A 15,280-nucleotide genomic window follows, 5' to 3' on the forward strand; every position below is an offset into this window, starting at 1 on the left:
GTGCTCTCGCTTACTTGGAGGAGCTGAGCAGCAGGTAGTCGTACATGCCCAGGTACGCCTGAGTGATCGTCACGTTCGTGGCGCTCTCCGGGCGGTACAGCAGGTTCTTGCGGTAGATCAGCGGCACGACGGTGGCGGTGTCGAGCACCATCTTGTCGATGTCGCCCCAGGCCTTCTCACGGGCGGCCGCGTCGGTGTTGGCGATCGCGTCCGACAGCGCCTTGTTGATGGCCGGGTCGTTCAGCTCCATCAGGTTGTTGCCGCCGGAGGGCTTGATGGCGCTGCCGTCCACGATCTGGTCGAGGAAGCCGTAGCCGGTCGGCCAGTCGGCGCCCCACGCCATCATCATCAGGCCGAGCTGGTGCTCGTGCACGTAGCTCGGGACACCGGCGAAGTTGGCGAAGTACTTGCCCGCCGGGTAGCTCTTGATGTTGGCGGTGATGCCGACCTGCTTGAGCGAGTTCTGCACCGCGGTGGCCTGCGCCATCTCGGCCGGACGGTCCGAGCGGGCGGTCAGGTTGGTGGTGAAGCCGCCCGGCTTGCCGCAGGCGCTCAGGGCCTGCTTGGCCTTGGCCACATCGCCCTTGTTGCCCTCGGTCGGGTACTGGTCGAACTTCGCGTAGCCGTTGACGGTCGGCGGGAGCAGCGTGGTGGCGATGTCGCCCTTCACGCTGCCGCCGATCGCGGTCTGCACCGAGACCTTGTCGATCGCGTACTCGACGGCCTTGCGGCACTCGATGTTGTCGAACGGCGCGACCTTGGAGTTGATCGCCATGTACGCGGTGGCGCCGGCGTACGAGTCGTCGGTGCTGCCCTTGTACTTGGGGCCGAGCACCTTGCCCTGGGTCTGCGGGGTGACACCGGTACCGCCGGAGTCCACCGTGGTGTTGCCCGCCAGCAGGTTGTTGTCGATGGTGACCGCGTCGACCTTGAACTTGATCGTGTACTTGTCCGGCAGCGGGTTGCGCACCGGGTCGGTGGCCTGGCTCCACTGCGGGTTACGGACCAGCGTGGCGCCCGCGCCCTCGGTGTACGAGGAGAACTTGTACGGGCCGGACGACACGATGTGCTTCACGTAACCGGCGCCGTCGTCCTTCGCCTGCGGCACGGGGGCCGTCTGCGAGAACGTCGCCAGGTAGTCGAAGTCCGCGAAGGGCTTCGCCAGGTGGAAGACGATCGTGGTGTCGTTCGGGGTCTCGATGGACGCGAGCCCGTTGGGGTTCTTGTCCTTGTACGGACCCTGGTACTTGTCGCCGCCCGCGAGGTACGCCTTGAAGTACGTCGGGCCGTTGGACAGCGCCTCGGGCGCGAAGTTGCTGCGCTCGATCGCGTACTTGATGTCCTTGGTGGTGATCGGCGTGCCGTCTTCGTACTTCAGGCCGGACCGGATGGTGTACGTCCAGGTCTTGGCGTCCGGGCTGGCCTTGCCGAGTCCGGTGGCGAGGTCGGGGACGACGGTGAGGCCGTCCTTGCCCGCGGCGGGCTTGAAGGTGAGCAGGGTACGCGCGTAGAGGCGGGAGAAGTTCTGCACCCAGCCGTAGTACGTGTTGCCCATGTCCAGGGAGTCCGGCACGTCGGAGTTCTCCATCACGACCGTCCCCCCCTTCTTGTCGGACTTGTTGACGATCGAGGTGAGCGCGGCGTCGGAGCCGGAGGCGGACTTGCTGCTGCCGCCGCTCGGGTTCTTGCCGCCCTTGTCGTCCTTCGAGTCACTGCTGCACGCGGATGCTCCCAGGGCCAGAGCCATGGCAAGCGCCAGCGCGGCTGTCGCTTTTCTGCTGTTCATGCCGAGGAAAGCCTCCAAATCGAATGGATATACGTGGTTTCAGCGGTGGTACGGGCGGGCTGGTACCCGGTACGGGCGGTGCGGCGTGGCGTGCTGCGGCCGTTCACTTGCTGCGCGGGTCGAGGGCGTCGCGCAGTCCGTCGCCCAGCAGGTTGAAGGCCAGGACGGTGATGAAGATCGCGAGGCCGGGGACGACCATGTACTGCGGGTCGGCGTAGAAGAGGTCGACGGCGTCGTTGAGCATGCCGCCCCACGAGGCCTGGGGCGGTGCGATGCCGACGCCGAGGAAGCTCAGGGCGGCCTCGAAGAGGATGTTGGTCGGGATCAGCAGCGTCGAGTAGACGAGGATCGGCGCGACCAGGTTGGGCAGCAGTTCCTTGAAGAGGATGAAGGGGCCGCGGGCGCCCATGCTGCGGGCGGCTTCGACGAACTCGCGTTCGCGCAGGCTCAGCGTCTGGCCGCGCACGATGCGTCCCATGTAGGGCCAGTTGAAGAAGCCGATCACGAAGATCAGCACGCTGATCCGCAGCGGCAGCCCGTTCATCCCGAAGGCGCCGTCCTGGAGGGAGGCGGAGATCGAGATCGCGAAGAGCAGCAGCGGGAAGGCGAGGAAGGTGTCCATCAGACGGCTGATCAGGCTGTCGACCCAGCCGCCGTAGTACCCGGCGATGACGCCGAGGACGGTGCCGATGATGTTGGACAGGATCGTCGCGCCGGTCGCCACCAGCATCGAGACCCACGAGCCCTCGATGATCCGGGCCAGCAGGTCACGGCCGAACTGCGGGTCGATGCCCAGCGGGTGGGCCCAGCTCATGCCGCCGAAGGGGCCCTTGGGGGCGACGCGGACGGGGTCCACGAGGTCCTGGTGGAAGGCGGTCGGGTCGAGGCCGAAGACGTGCTCGATCGGCTTGGCCAGGATCGCGAGCAGCACCAGCAGGATGACGACGACACCGCCGGCCACCGCCACCTTGTCGCGCTTGAAGCGCATCCAGGCGATCTGACCGAGGGACCGGCCCTCGATCTGGCTCCGCTCGACCCCGCTGAGGATGGCTTCCGGCTGTGCCTCGGCCTGCCCATGGGTGGTCTCAATCGGTGCGGTCATGGTGTGACTGACCCCTCTCGCCGGCGGGTAACCGGCGCGCGCCCGCCGCTGTAGCGGCTTTACTCATCAGTCGTGCTGCTGGTGCGAGTCTCATGAATTGCGTGATGCATGAACTGGCTCTGCAGAAAGTGCTGTTGGTACGAGGCGGTGCAGGTGGTGCAGATGACAACGGGGGCCTGAGGCCCTTGCCGCTGGATTCTTCTGCGATGTGTCGATCACCCGCCAGCCCTCACCACGAAGGGATGCGCAACTGTGATGTGGTGATTCATCGACCGTTACCGACGCGTACCTCGGGGTACGGTCGTGTGGTGAACGAGCGGCTGCGTGCGGTATGCGACCTGATGGTGCCGGTGGTACGGGAAATGGCGGGGCGTCACGAGTACGACGGCCGCGTCCAGGACCTGTCGCCGGACGGCGTCCGTCGCGGCCTCGACGCGATGGCCCGCGCCCAGCGCGCCGCGGGACCGCTGGAGTCCGCCCACGACGACCGGCACCTGACGGTCTTCGAGGAGGCGCTGCGCGTGCAGTACGGGGAGCTGGAGCTGCACAGGCGCGACCCGTACCCGCATCTGTCCAATCTCGAACTCGCCTGCTACGACCGGGAGTACGCCTCCGGGCGGGAGCGCGCCAAGGCCCGCCGCAAGCATCTGGCGCGCTGGCCGGAGGCCGTGGACGCGGCGGTGGCGTCACTCGACCGGGTGAGCGCGCCGGTCGCGGACGCGCTGCTGGGCGCCGTACGCGGACTCGCCGCCGGGCTCGACGCCGAGGACAGCCCCGACACCGCCGCCGCGCTGGCCGCGCACGGGCGGCTGGTCGCGCACATCGAGCGGGCCGCCGAGCACGGCGACCCCGACCCCCGGCTCGGCGGCAACGCGCTGGCCGCGCTGATGGGCAGTCAGGAGGGCCTGAGCGTCGACCTGTCGGCGCTCGCCGTCGAGGCCGACCGGGAGCGGGCCCGGCTCACCGAGCTGCTGGTCGACTCCTGCCGCGCGTACGACCGGCACCGGCGGGTGGACGAGCTGCTCCCCGAGCTGATGGCCGACCACCCCGACGCCGACGGCGTCATCCCCGAGGCGGCCAGGCTCACCGACGAGGTGATCGCCTTCACCCGCGCGCACAAGCTCGCGCCGTACGTGGACGGGGACTGTCTCGTCGGGCCCGCGCCGCCCTCCCGGCGCTGGGCCATGGCCATGATGAGCTGGGCCGCGCCCGCCGAGGCCGATGCCGCGTCCTGGTACCACGTCACTCCGCCGGAGCCGGACTGGCCGGCCGAGGAGCGCGAGGAGTGGCTGACCGTCTTCAGCCGCACCAGCCTGCCGTCGATCACCGTCCACGAGGTCGCTCCCGGGCACTTCGCGCACAGCCGCTCGCTGCGGCGGGCCGCGACGCCGGTGCGGCGGGTCCTGCACAGCCTCTCCTTCGCCGAGGGGTGGGCGCACTACGTCGAGGAGGTCTGCCTCGAAGAGGGGTTCCGGGCGCGGGACCCGCGCTTCGCCATCGGGGTCGCGCTCGAAGCGCTGGTCCGCGTGACGCGGCTGACGTGTTCCATCGGGCTGCACACCGGGGCGCTGTCCCTTGAGGACGCGACCCGGCTCTTCATGCGCGACGCCCATCTCGCCCGGGCCGGGGCCTCCGCCGAGGCGCGGCGCGGCACCTTCGACGCGGCCTACGGGCGGTACACCTGGGGCAAGCTGGAGATCATGCGGCTGCGCGAGCGGGCCAAGCGGAAGGCTTCCTTCACCTTGCCCGAATTCCACGCCGCCCTGCTCGCCCTGGGCAGTCCGCCGCTCGGCCTGATGTCCGCCGCCCTGGACGATTCCGGCGCTTGAGGGTCGCTCATCGCCGTTCGGGATCCGCCGGACAGGCCCTAGCGGGGGCCCCAGGCCGGGCCGCCGGCGAAGGCTTCGCGGTCGAAGAAGGGCTGCCCGTTGGCGCGCATCCACATGGCGACGGGATCGTAGGCGTCGGCCATGGCGACGGTGGAGACGGGCAGACCGTCGGGGACACCGGCGACGGACTGCTGCATCATGAGGCGGACGGACTCGACGGACTGCGGAGAGTCGTCGTAGACCTCGACGCCGATGGCGAGATAGGGCTCGCCGAGGGTGGGCTGGACCCAGGCGCGCCGGAGGGCGCGCACGGCGGGCGTGCGGTGCGCGGCCTGCGCGAGCAGAGCGTAGAACTGCGGAATCTGTAGCGAGGGTTCGCCGATCTGGAGCGGCCCGGCGGGCAGCAGGTCGAGCCCGGCGGCGATCCGGCGCAGGTCGAGCCAGGGCACCCCGACCCCGCCGCCCGGCGCGTGCGGGTTGAGCCAGAGGCCCCAGCGGTCGGGGAAGAGGGTCAGGGCGATGTCGCGCCCGGAGACGACCTCGTACTCCCGGGTCCAGCCGCTGGCGGCCAGCTCACGCGGCGAGGTGACGCACGGCGCGTAGCCGTGGCCGCCGATCCGGAGGTTGCCGTACTGGGCATCGGCCGAACCGGGCGTGCCGTGCCAGAGCAGCATCCACACCTGGCCCTCGGCCAGCGACGCGAGCAGGTTCTCGTATGCGTCGAAGCGACCGGGCGCCACCTGGAGCAGCATCTGCTCCACATGGCCGGCCGCCGCCGCACCGCCTTGCGCGCCCGCGATCACGTGGGACCGCCCCTTCCCCTCGTTCGGTCTGCCCGGCGCACACCTGTGCGCCGCCCGCCATCAAACCAGGTCACGTCCTGGATCCCCACCCATGCCGTACGGCCTCCCGCCGGTCGGTCCCGTTCGGTCCCGATGAGTCCGGTTCGGTCCGGTTCAGTCCCGCGTGAAGAACGGCCGTACGGTCTCCAGCATCCAGTCCGCGACCGGGTCCTGTGCGACGTCCAGCAGAATCAGGTGGACGGGCCAGGGCAGCGGCGCGGCGCCGAGGGCGCGGCCGATGGCGTCCATGGCCGCGGCGCGGTCCACGTCCTGCCAGCGGTCCAGCTCGACCCCGACGAAGAGCGCGGGCGGCTCCTCCTCCACGGCGGCCAGCGCGCGACGGGCGGACAGCACGACCGGGGTGACGGCGAACTCCCCCGCGGCGGTGGCGAGGAAGTCCACCGGCTCGTCGTCGTGGTCCGGTTCCCACAGCCGTACGCGGGCGCCGACCGTACGGCCGGGCGTGCCGTCCTGCTCGTACCGTTCGGCGGCGCCGCCGCGGCACAGCTCGGCGACGGCGGCGGGCGGCAGCGGCACTCCGACGGCGCCGCCGGGGTTCAGGGCGATGCCGACCAGCGGCGGCAGGCCGCGGGCGAATTCGTGGACGGGCGCGACGGTGCAGGCCATGCCGTCGGCGGCCTGCCGGAACTGCTGCTCGGAGCTGAAGACGGGCACATAGGTCGCGCCCTCCAGTTCGACGGTGGGCAGGTCGAGCCCCGGCGCGTCCGGCGCCCCGCCGTTCGGCAGCGGCACCCAGACATGGGAGCGCCCCAGCACCTCCAGCAGCCGGGGGGCGGCCGAGGGGTTGCCGAGGCTCGCGGTGAGCACCTCTTCCAGCTCGTTGGCCGGCCATATGTACGGTGCCGTGTACGGTGCCGGAATCTCCATGTCCACCCTTGTCCGCCCATGTGCCACTGTCCTGCCCGGAAACCCTAGCGGCTGGCGTGCAATGATTGGCGGCACAACTTGCATACCGGCCGTTGGAGGCCGCGCGGGAGAGTTCCGTCCCCTCACCGGGCCGGGCGCCGAAGGAGCAAGCCCTCCCTTGAATCTCTCAGGCACAGATACCGCGCGGGCGAGGCAGATCTGAAAAGCGGGCGGCTCCCTTGACGGGGAGCGGCCCCACCCAAGGTGCAAACCGGGGCCCGCGAGGGTCACGGTGAACCTCTCAGGTTCCGATGACAGATGGGGAGACCCGGGGCGAGCATGCCCCGGCCCGCCCTGTCCGTCCCGTGCCGTCACCCCTCTGGGAGCCCTCCGATGAGCCAGCCACCGACCTCCCCGCGCCACACCGCCCTCGACGCGTCGCACCGCGCGCTCGGCGCGACCATGACCGACTTCGCGGGCTGGGACATGCCGCTGCGGTACGGCAGCGAGCGCGACGAGCACACCGCCGTCCGCACCCGCGCCGGACTCTTCGACCTCTCCCACATGGGCGAGATCACCGTCACGGGACCGCAGGCGGGCGAGGCCCTCGACCACGCGCTGGTCGGCCACCTGTCGGCGCTCGCGGTCGGCAGGGCCCGCTACACGATGATCTGCGCACCCGACGGCGGCATCCTGGACGACCTGATCGTGTACCGGCTCGCCGAGCAGGAGTTCATGATCGTCGCCAACGCCTCCAACGCCCAGGTGGTGCTGGACGCCGTCACCGAGCGCGCGGCCGGTTTCGCGGGCGCCGCCGTACGCGACGACCGGGACGCGTACGCGCTGCTCGCCGTCCAGGGTCCGGAGTCCCCCGGCATCCTGAAGTCGGTCACGGACGCGGACCTGGACGGGCTGAAGTACTACGCGGGCCTGCCCGGCACGGTCGCCGGGGTGCCCGCCCTGATCGCCCGTACCGGTTACACCGGCGAGGACGGCTTCGAGCTGTTCGTGGCGCCCGCCGACGCCGAGCGGCTGTGGCAGGCGCTCACCGAGGCCGGGGCCGCGGCCGGGCTCGTACCGTGCGGCCTGTCCTGCCGGGACACGCTGCGCCTGGAGGCGGGCATGCCGCTGTACGGGCACGAGCTGACCACCGCGCTGACGCCGTTCGACGCGGGGCTCGGCCGGGTCGTGAAGTTCGACAAGGCGGGCGACTTCGTGGGCCGGGCGGCGCTGGAGGCCGCGGCGGAGAAGGCGGCGGCCACCCCGCCGCGCAAGCTGGTCGGGCTGATCGCCGAGGGCCGCCGGGTGCCGCGCGCGGGGTACGCGGTGAGCGACGCCTCGGGCGCCGTGGTCGGCGAGGTCACCTCGGGCGCGCCGTCCCCGACGCTGGGCGTGCCCATCGCGATGGCGTACGTGGACGCCGCGCATGCCGCGCCCGGTACGGAAGGGGTCGCGGTCGACATCCGCGGCACCCGTGAGCCGCACCGGGTCGTGGCGCTGCCGTTCTACAAGCGTGAGCGCTGACACGCTCGTACCGCCACCTGGTACCGGGCCTGTCCGGCCGGTACCGGACCTGTCCGTCGAGCCGACCGACCGCGCCGTCCCCGCGCGCGGGCACCCCTTCGCATCCGGGAGAATTCCGTCATGAGCATCAACCCCCAGAATCTTCGGTACACCAAGGAACACGAGTGGCTGTCGGCCCCCGAGGCCGAGGGCGTCACCGTCGGGATCACCTCGCACGCCGCCGACGCGCTCGGCGACGTCGTGTTCGTGCAGCTTCCCGCGGTGGGCGACGCCGTCACGGCGGGTGAGACCTGTGGTGAGCTGGAGTCCACCAAGTCCGTCAGCGACCTGTACTCGCCGGTCACCGGCGAGGTCACGGAGATCAACCAGGACGTCGTGGACGACCCGGCCCTGATCAACTCCTCGCCCTTCGCGGACGGCTGGCTGTTCAAGGTGCGCGAGCCGCAGGCGACCGACGAGCTGCTGTCCGCCGCCGAGTACGACGCCTTCATCGCGGGCTGACCTTCCGGCCTCCGTCACGGGCCGGTCCCCCGGCCGTCACGGCGGGCCGGCCCCCGGCTGTCATCGCGGGCTCGCTTCCCGCCGGGCCCGCCGTCATCACGGGCTCGCTTCCCGCCGGGCCCGCCGTCACCGGCCGTTCGCCGGCCCCCGGTATTCATCGACCTTCTGACCAGGAAGATCTCATGTCGCTGCAGAACCAGTCCCTGCACGAGTTCGACCCGGACGTCGCCGCCGCGGTCGACGCCGAACTCCACCGCCAGCAGTCCACCCTCGAAATGATCGCGTCGGAGAACTTCGCGCCGGTCGCGGTCCTCGAGGCCCAGGGCTCCGTGCTGACCAACAAGTACGCCGAGGGCTACCCGGGCCGCCGCTACTACGGCGGCTGCGAGCACGTCGACGTGATCGAGCAGCTCGCGATCGACCGCGTCAAGGCGCTGTTCGGCGCCGAGGCCGCGAACGTGCAGCCGCACTCCGGCGCGTCCGCGAACGCCGCCGCGATGACCGCCCTGATCAAGCCGGGCGACACCATCCTGGGCCTCGACCTGGCGCACGGCGGCCACCTGACCCACGGTATGAAGATCAACTTCTCCGGCAAGCTGTACAAGGTCGCGGCCTACCACGTCGACGAGCACACCGGTCTGGTCGACATGGCCGAGGTCGAGAAGCTGGCCAGGGAGCACCGGCCGCAGCTCGTCATCGCGGGCTGGTCGGCGTATCCGCGCCAGCTCGACTTCGCCGAGTTCCGCCGGATCGCGGACGAGGTCGGCGCGTACCTGATGGTCGACATGGCGCACTTCGCGGGCCTGGTCGCGGCCGGTCTGCACCCCTCCCCCGTGCCGTACGCGGACGTGGTCACCACCACGACCCACAAGACGCTCGGCGGCCCGCGCGGCGGTGTGATCCTCTCCAAGGCCGAGCTGGCCAAGAAGATCAACTCGGCGGTCTTCCCCGGTCAGCAGGGCGGCCCGCTGGAGCACGTGATCGCCGGAAAGGCGGTCGCCTTCAAGGCCGCCGCCACCGACGAGTTCAAGGACCGGCAGGCGCGTACGCTCCAGGGCGCCAAGATCCTCGCCGAGCGGCTGGTACGGGACGACCTCACCGAGGTCGGCGTCTCCGTCCTGTCCGGCGGCACCGACGTCCACCTGGTGCTGGTCGACCTCCGCGACTCCGCGCTCGACGGCCAGCAGGCCGAGGACCGCCTCCACTCGGTCGGCATCACCGTCAACCGCAACGCGATCCCCAACGACCCCCGGCCGCCCATGGTCACCTCGGGGCTGCGCATCGGCACGCCCGCGCTGGCCACGCGGGGCTTCGACGCGGAGGACTTCCGGGAGGTGGCGGAGATCATCGCGGCGGCCCTCAAGCCGAGTTACGATGCCGCGGCTCTCCGGGACAGGGTCGCCGCCCTGACCCGCAAGCACCCGCTCTACGCGTAGCCCCGTAGGGGCGAGGGGGGCACCTCCCGGCCGCAGGCCGACGGAGGAACCGCGTGCTCAGCCGGAGCGCTCCCGCAGGTCACCACCCGCCCCGGCGGGCAGTCCGGTTGTCGCCGGACCACCCGCCGGTGGGGGCTGGTCGCGCAGTTCCCCGCGCCCCTGGGGAACCCTCCTCCGCGGAGGAACCGTGAAGGGGCCGTGCCCCTTCGAGATCTGGAGTCCTCATGGCAATATCCGTATTCGACCTCTTCTCCGTGGGCATCGGCCCCAGCAGCTCGCACACCGTGGGCCCGATGCGTGCCGCGGGCATCTTCGTGCACCGGCTGAAGAACGAGGGACTGCTGGCGCACACCGTGTCGGTCCGGGCGGAGCTCTTCGGGTCGCTGGGGGCGACGGGCCACGGGCACGGGACGCCGAAGGCGGTGCTGCTGGGGCTCGCGGGCCACTCGCCGCGGACGGTGGACGTGGAGACGGCGGACGACGAGGTCGCGGCGGTGCGCGCGGCGGGCAGGCTGAGCCTGCTCGGGGCGCACGAGATCGCCTTCGACCCGCAGACGCAGATCGTGCTGCACCGGCGCAGGTCGCTGCCGTACCACGCCAACGGGATGACGCTGTTCGCGTACGACGCGGACGGCGCCCCGCTGCTGGAGAAGACGTACTACTCGGTGGGCGGCGGTTTCGTCGTGGACGAGGACGCGGTCGGCGAGGACCGGATCAAGCTGGACGACACGGTGCTGCGGCACCCCTTCCGCACCGGGGACGAACTGCTGCGGCTCTCGCGCGAGACGGGGCTGTCGATCTCGGCGCTGATGATGGAGAACGAGAAGGCGTGGCGTACGGAGGAGGAGATCCGCGCCGGGCTGCTCGACATCTGGCGGGTGATGGAGTCCTGCGTGCGGCGCGGGATGTCCCGTGAGGGCATCCTCCCGGGCGGCCTGAAGGTCCGCCGCCGCGCGGCGCAGTCGGCGCGCCAGCTGCGCGCCGAGGGCGATCCGGCCGCGCACGCGATGGAGTGGGTCACCCTCTACGCGATGGCCGTCAACGAGGAGAATGCGGCGGGCGGCCGGGTCGTGACCGCCCCCACCAACGGCGCCGCAGGCATCATCCCGGCCGTCCTGCACTACTACCTGAACTTCGTCGCGGCGCCGACCGCCGGCGCCGTCGACCAGGAGGACGCCGTCGTGCGCTACCTGCTGGCGGCGGGCGCGATCGGCATGCTCTTCAAGGAGAACGCCTCCATCTCCGGCGCCGAGGTCGGCTGCCAGGGCGAGGTCGGCTCGGCCTGCTCGATGGCGGCCGGCGGCCTCGCCGAGATCCTCGGCGGCTCCACGGAACAGGTCGAGAACGCCGCCGAGATCGGCATGGAGCACAACCTCGGCCTCACCTGCGACCCGGTCGGCGGACTCGTCCAGATCCCCTGCATCGAGCGCAACGGCATGGCCGCCGTCAAGGCCGTCACCGCCGCCCGCATGGCCATGCGCGGCGACGGCCGCCACCACGTCTCCCTCGACAAGGTCATCAAGACCATGAAGGAGACCGGCGCCGACATGAAGGTCAAATACAAGGAAACCGCCCGGGGTGGCCTCGCGGTGAACGTCATCGAGTGCTGAGCTTTTAGCGCCTGAGCTGGGGTTTCCCGTCTTTCGGCGCTGTCGGAGCCTTCCGTGCTTGCACGGCGGAACGTCCCTCGGAAGTCCCTCCGACAGAGTGGAGAGTCCCTGACTCCGCGTAGGCACGCACGGGCTCGGCCGTTGAGGCAGTGCTTCACGGTGCGAAACCCGAGCACCAAAGAACAGGGCAGTAGACGAGCGACCCAGGAGGTCGCCACTGGCCGAGCGCATCACGACAAGGAATGCCACCGACCCTGCGGAAATCCGCTCGCCCAAGGGTGCCGCACGGAAGATCTTTCGCAGGCGTTGGCGCTGCCCTCGGGAATGGGGTTTGCTAGGCCCTCCCTGAAGGGAGGACCTAGCGGGCTGTGTTCCCCAAGGGGGGACGAGTTGTGCGGCTGCTTGACGCGACAGCGCTCGTCGCGAGTTCCTACTCGTGACGGTTGTCCCGCAGCGCTCTTACGATATCGATGGCCATAAAGCCTATACCGACGCCCATGAGGGCCACAATGGGCCACGAAGAGTGGCTTATCGCTTCGATCATTACGGCCGCGAGCAGTAGGGCGATAAGCGCCGGGATAGTGATCCGGACAGGTCTAGGCATCGATCAGCACTTCCGTTCGTCGATTCGCCAGAATCCGGTGGGGAGATCTGTGACGAAGGTGACACAGCGTGCTCGCACTGCCGCGTGGGATGCCTTGGCCGTGACTGCCCACAGTCCCCAACGGAGCGCGTAGGCAATAGCCTTGACAGCGGGCCACGGAATCTTGGATTCAATCATGCCGAAGAAACCCCCCGCCACACCGGCTCCCCAGGCAACGTGCCTGGTCAGTTGCAGGATCGTACTGTCCGGGTCGCTGGCCGCTGTGGTGGCGGCGAGGCCGCCGCCGATGCTCTGGACGTTGCGGGTGGGTATGCCGGTGGCGTCCTGGGTGGTCCACGCCGGAGCCGGTGGCGGAACAGTAGGTCGTGACGGTGGCCCCCGCGTCGGTGCCCGCGGACTTGGGCAGGGTGGCCTTGATGACGCGGCCCTGGGCGTCGTAGGCGGTGGTCGTGACCAGGTTCAGTCCGGCCGGGTCGGTGTCCTTGTTCGTACCGGCGTCGGCCGCCACGCTTGTGGTGTTGAACACCGATACGGTCGACAGCAGTTGAGCACGTAGCCCGAGAGATCCTCGACACGGCCGAACCGTCAGTAGAATGCGGGGACTTACCGTAGTGAGTACGGCACGCAGCCCGGGGGCGAACGACCGAGTGCACGAACTCGCCGTGACGGAACAGGAAGTCGTGGTCCACGTCTTCGTCCCGCTCGACGCGCCGCATGCCGACGTCTGGCCGACCGCAGTCCGCGTGATGTGGCAGCGCTTCCGTGCCCTCCAGGGCGCGAACCAGCCGGTGTGGGCGACGGCACCCACCGAGATCCCGGAGGTGCTGCCGGACGCGGCGCTGCACGGCTCGGTGACGGTGGCTGCCGTCCAGTCGCCCGGGGGCCTCGACCAGGCGATCGTGCGACGTCACGGTGCCGTACTGAATCTGTCGCTGCTGCTCGGGGCGCGCGAGGACCGTGCCTGGCCGGAGTTGGAGCAGCGGGCCGCCGACGTGCTCGGCCCGCTCGACGCCAGCTGCCTGGGCGCCGTGGTGCTGCTCGTCGGCAAGCAGCCGGGCGGGGCGGTCGGCGGGCTGGACCTGCTGGAACCGGAGCGCGAGGACGACGACCGGTACCTGCGCCGGCTCCTCCTGCTCGGGCATCCGGAGCAGGACGCCTTCCTCGGTGCCTGGGCGTGGTCGGCCGACAGCAGTGCCGAGATGCCGCCGTTCGTCAGCTACCTGATGCATATGGCCGCTGTCCGGCATCAACTGCGGGTCCACAAAAGGCTCTCCGCCATCGACGGCGGCGACACGGGTCTGCGGGCCTTGGTACGGCTCCCCTATGGCGGCGGGATCGGCGAACTGCCGCTCGGCGATCCGGCGCGGGCACTGCGCGCCCTCCGGCACACCGTGGACGTCACGTGGACCAACGCGCGACTGGCCCTGCGTCGGAGCCGCGAGGCACACGGCGGCGATGTGACCGACACCGACGTGCTGGACGACGACCGCGAGGTCGTCGACTGGTTCGTCCAACTTCTTGAGGACGGCATCACGCGCGTGGAGACGACCGACAGCCTGCCCGTAACGGCAACCGCCGAGCGTCAGGGCGCACGGCAACCGCCGCCGGACAACGACGAATCGGAACCGTCGGCGGAGTTGGCGCCGGTCGCGGCGACGGCGCCGACGCGGCCGGACGGCTGCCCCGTGCGGGTGCTCGCGGTGACCGACGAGTGGTTTCCCGCGCACGGCGGCCTGACGGCGTTCAACCGAGGGCTGTGCCTGGCGCTGACGGTGGCGGGCGCCGAAGTCCACGTGCTGGTGGAGAATTTCACCGCCAAGGAACAGGCCGACGCGGAGGAGCACGGGGTGCGTCTGCTCGCCGCGGCCCGTCCGGGCCGTACCGGGCGGCAGTCGCTGATGCGTCGCGCCGAATTGCCGGAGGGAGTCGTGCCGGACCTCGTCATCGGGCACGGCAGGGTCAGCGGACCTGCGGCGCAGGCACAGGCGGAGGACCATTTCAGGGGGGCGCGGCGGCTGCACTTCCTCCATGTCGAGCCGGACCAGGCGGAATGGTCCAAGGAAGACGAGGGTGACGACGTGGGTGCCCGCGCCGAGGCCCTCACGGAGTTGGAGTTCGACCTGTGCCGAGGTGCCGCCCGCATCATGCCGGTGGGACCGCGCCTCGAGGAACTGCTGGAACGGGAGCGAGGTCTGCCGGGATACCGGGACCTGCCCCCGATACAGCGCATCGACCCCGGATTCGACGGCGAGGCCGACCCGGTGGACGGACCGCGCTCCGGTCGGACGCAGATCCTGTTCATGGGGCGCCTGAAGGATGCGCAGTTGAAGGGGCTGGACATCGCCTGCCGGGCACTGGAGAAAGCGGTACCGCCGAGGTCCGGGCCCGGATACTGGGAACTGCTGGTCCGCGGCGCGCCCGAGGACACCTCCCGCAGCCTGAGCGAGTACGCGAAGGACTTGATCGGCCATCCGGCCATCGACGTCAAGGTGCGGACCTACACAGAAGACCAGGAGAAGATCCGCAGGGATGTGCGGCGGGCCAGTCTGGTGCTGATGCCGTCCCGAGCCGAGGCGTTCGGTCTGGTGGCGCTCGAGGCGATCGTGGCCGGGGTGCCGGTTCTTGTGAGCGGCCGCAGCGGGCTGGGCATGCTGCTTCGCGAGATCCTGCCCGCGGAGGCGGAGCAGGTCGTCGTTGACGTGGACGGTTATGAGAAGCGGCTGGCGGCGGACGCCGCCGCGTGGGAACGGGCCATCAACTCGGTGATGTTCGACCGGCCGAGCGCCTTCGCCCGGGCCGCCCGCCTGCGCGAGGCGATGGCTGAAAGAGTGACGTGGGGCACGGCCGCCGCCCACGTGCTGCGGTGCGCGGAGGTGGACGGCCGGCCCCAGGAGTCCTGAACCGACGGTCGTGCCGGGGTCTTCCGGTGTGTGTCCTCAGTGAGTCTGCATGGCTGTCGTCCTCCCGGGCCGGCCCGGCGAACAGCGCGCCGCCGGTGTCGGACCCCACCGGAACACGCGGATCCTCAGCACTCCCGGCCGCTCTGGAAGACACTGGACAAGTCTGGAGGCGCGGTACGAATCCGCACGGGTCGTATGCGTCACGATCCGGGTACGAGACACGCGGCGGGCATGCCGTACGGGTGTGCACGTCAGCCACGTCCGCCAAGGCGTAGGGCC

10 protein-coding genes and 1 riboswitch are annotated in these 15,280 nt (G+C 70.5%); of the genes, 6 read left to right on the forward strand and 4 right to left on the reverse strand.

Annotated elements, in window-relative coordinates:
- Positions 1-10: 10 nt before the first annotated feature.
- The gene (locus tag ACIOC1_RS05875) at positions 11-1,786 is read right to left on the reverse strand and encodes an ABC transporter substrate-binding protein (protein WP_355348053.1); all 1,776 of its coding nucleotides are present in this window, start codon (positions 1,784-1,786) and stop codon (positions 11-13) included.
- A 103-nt stretch (positions 1,787-1,889) separates the two neighbouring features.
- Positions 1,890-2,888 carry an ABC transporter permease gene (locus ACIOC1_RS05880; RefSeq protein ID WP_188283044.1) on the reverse strand — a complete coding sequence of 333 codons (999 nt, stop codon included), beginning with the start codon at positions 2,886-2,888 and terminating at the stop codon, positions 1,890-1,892.
- 308 nt (positions 2,889-3,196) lie between these two features.
- On the opposite strand from ACIOC1_RS05880, the gene ACIOC1_RS05885 reads away from it, so the two are divergent.
- Positions 3,197-4,717 carry a DUF885 family protein gene (locus ACIOC1_RS05885; protein WP_355348049.1) on the forward strand — a complete coding sequence of 507 codons (1,521 nt, stop codon included), beginning with the start codon at positions 3,197-3,199 and terminating at the stop codon, positions 4,715-4,717.
- A gap of 38 nt (positions 4,718-4,755) precedes the next feature.
- On the opposite strand, the gene ACIOC1_RS05890 is transcribed toward ACIOC1_RS05885, so the two are convergent.
- Together ACIOC1_RS05890 and ACIOC1_RS05895 are read right to left on the reverse strand one after the other, a co-directional pair.
- Complete coding sequence (locus ACIOC1_RS05890) at positions 4,756-5,469, reverse strand: enhanced serine sensitivity protein SseB C-terminal domain-containing protein (protein ID WP_355348163.1); 714 nt, start codon at positions 5,467-5,469, stop codon at positions 4,756-4,758.
- A gap of 204 nt (positions 5,470-5,673) precedes the next feature.
- A complete protein-coding gene (locus tag ACIOC1_RS05895) occupies positions 5,674-6,447 on the reverse strand; it encodes an enhanced serine sensitivity protein SseB (protein ID WP_355348046.1) in 774 nt (257 codons plus the stop codon).
- A 94-nt stretch (positions 6,448-6,541) separates the two neighbouring features.
- Positions 6,542-6,639, forward strand: a riboswitch (glycine riboswitch).
- Positions 6,640-6,819: 180 nt separating this feature from the next.
- Between ACIOC1_RS05895 and gcvT the strand changes: the two genes are divergently transcribed.
- The 5 genes from gcvT to ACIOC1_RS05920 all read left to right on the forward strand — a co-directional run bounded on the left by gcvT (position 6,820) and on the right by ACIOC1_RS05920 (position 15,001).
- A complete protein-coding gene (gcvT, locus tag ACIOC1_RS05900) occupies positions 6,820-7,950 on the forward strand; it encodes a glycine cleavage system aminomethyltransferase GcvT (protein ID WP_401852225.1) in 1,131 nt (376 codons plus the stop codon).
- A 120-nt stretch (positions 7,951-8,070) separates the two neighbouring features.
- A complete protein-coding gene (gene gcvH / locus ACIOC1_RS05905; protein ID WP_355348040.1) occupies positions 8,071-8,451 on the forward strand; it encodes a glycine cleavage system protein GcvH in 381 nt (126 codons plus the stop codon).
- A 182-nt stretch (positions 8,452-8,633) separates the two neighbouring features.
- On the forward strand, positions 8,634-9,887 hold the full coding sequence (glyA, locus tag ACIOC1_RS05910; protein WP_355348037.1) for a serine hydroxymethyltransferase: 1,254 nt from the start codon (positions 8,634-8,636) through the stop codon (positions 9,885-9,887).
- 224 nt (positions 9,888-10,111) lie between these two features.
- The gene (locus ACIOC1_RS05915) at positions 10,112-11,497 is read left to right on the forward strand and encodes an L-serine ammonia-lyase (RefSeq protein WP_355348034.1); all 1,386 of its coding nucleotides are present in this window, start codon (positions 10,112-10,114) and stop codon (positions 11,495-11,497) included.
- Between the two features lie 1,266 nt (positions 11,498-12,763).
- Positions 12,764-15,001, forward strand: coding sequence for a CATRA conflict system CASPASE/TPR repeat-associated protein (locus ACIOC1_RS05920; RefSeq protein WP_401852229.1), 2,238 nt, complete (start codon positions 12,764-12,766; stop codon positions 14,999-15,001).
- Positions 15,002-15,280: the final 279 nt, after the last annotated feature.

The organism is Streptomyces sp. NPDC088197, assembly GCF_044741185.1.
Classification (GTDB): domain Bacteria; phylum Actinomycetota; class Actinomycetes; order Streptomycetales; family Streptomycetaceae; genus Actinacidiphila.

Bases quoted from the DNA above. Each gene is read 5' to 3' on its own strand.
- ACIOC1_RS05875 (WP_355348053.1), bottom strand. From the start codon at position 1,786: ATGAACAGCAGAAAAGCGACAGCCGCGCTGGCGCTTGCCATGGCTCTG.
- ACIOC1_RS05880 (WP_188283044.1), bottom strand. From the start codon at position 2,888: ATGACCGCACCGATTGAGACCACCCATGGGCAGGCCGAGGCACAGCCG.
- ACIOC1_RS05890 (WP_355348163.1), bottom strand. From the start codon at position 5,469: ATGCTGCTCCAGGTGGCGCCCGGTCGCTTCGACGCATACGAGAACCTG.
- ACIOC1_RS05895 (WP_355348046.1), bottom strand. From the start codon at position 6,447: ATGGAGATTCCGGCACCGTACACGGCACCGTACATATGGCCGGCCAAC.
- gcvT (WP_401852225.1), top strand. From the start codon at position 6,820: ATGAGCCAGCCACCGACCTCCCCGCGCCACACCGCCCTCGACGCGTCG.
- gcvH (WP_355348040.1), top strand. From the start codon at position 8,071: ATGAGCATCAACCCCCAGAATCTTCGGTACACCAAGGAACACGAGTGG.
- glyA (WP_355348037.1), top strand. From the start codon at position 8,634: ATGTCGCTGCAGAACCAGTCCCTGCACGAGTTCGACCCGGACGTCGCC.
- ACIOC1_RS05915 (WP_355348034.1), top strand. From the start codon at position 10,112: ATGGCAATATCCGTATTCGACCTCTTCTCCGTGGGCATCGGCCCCAGC.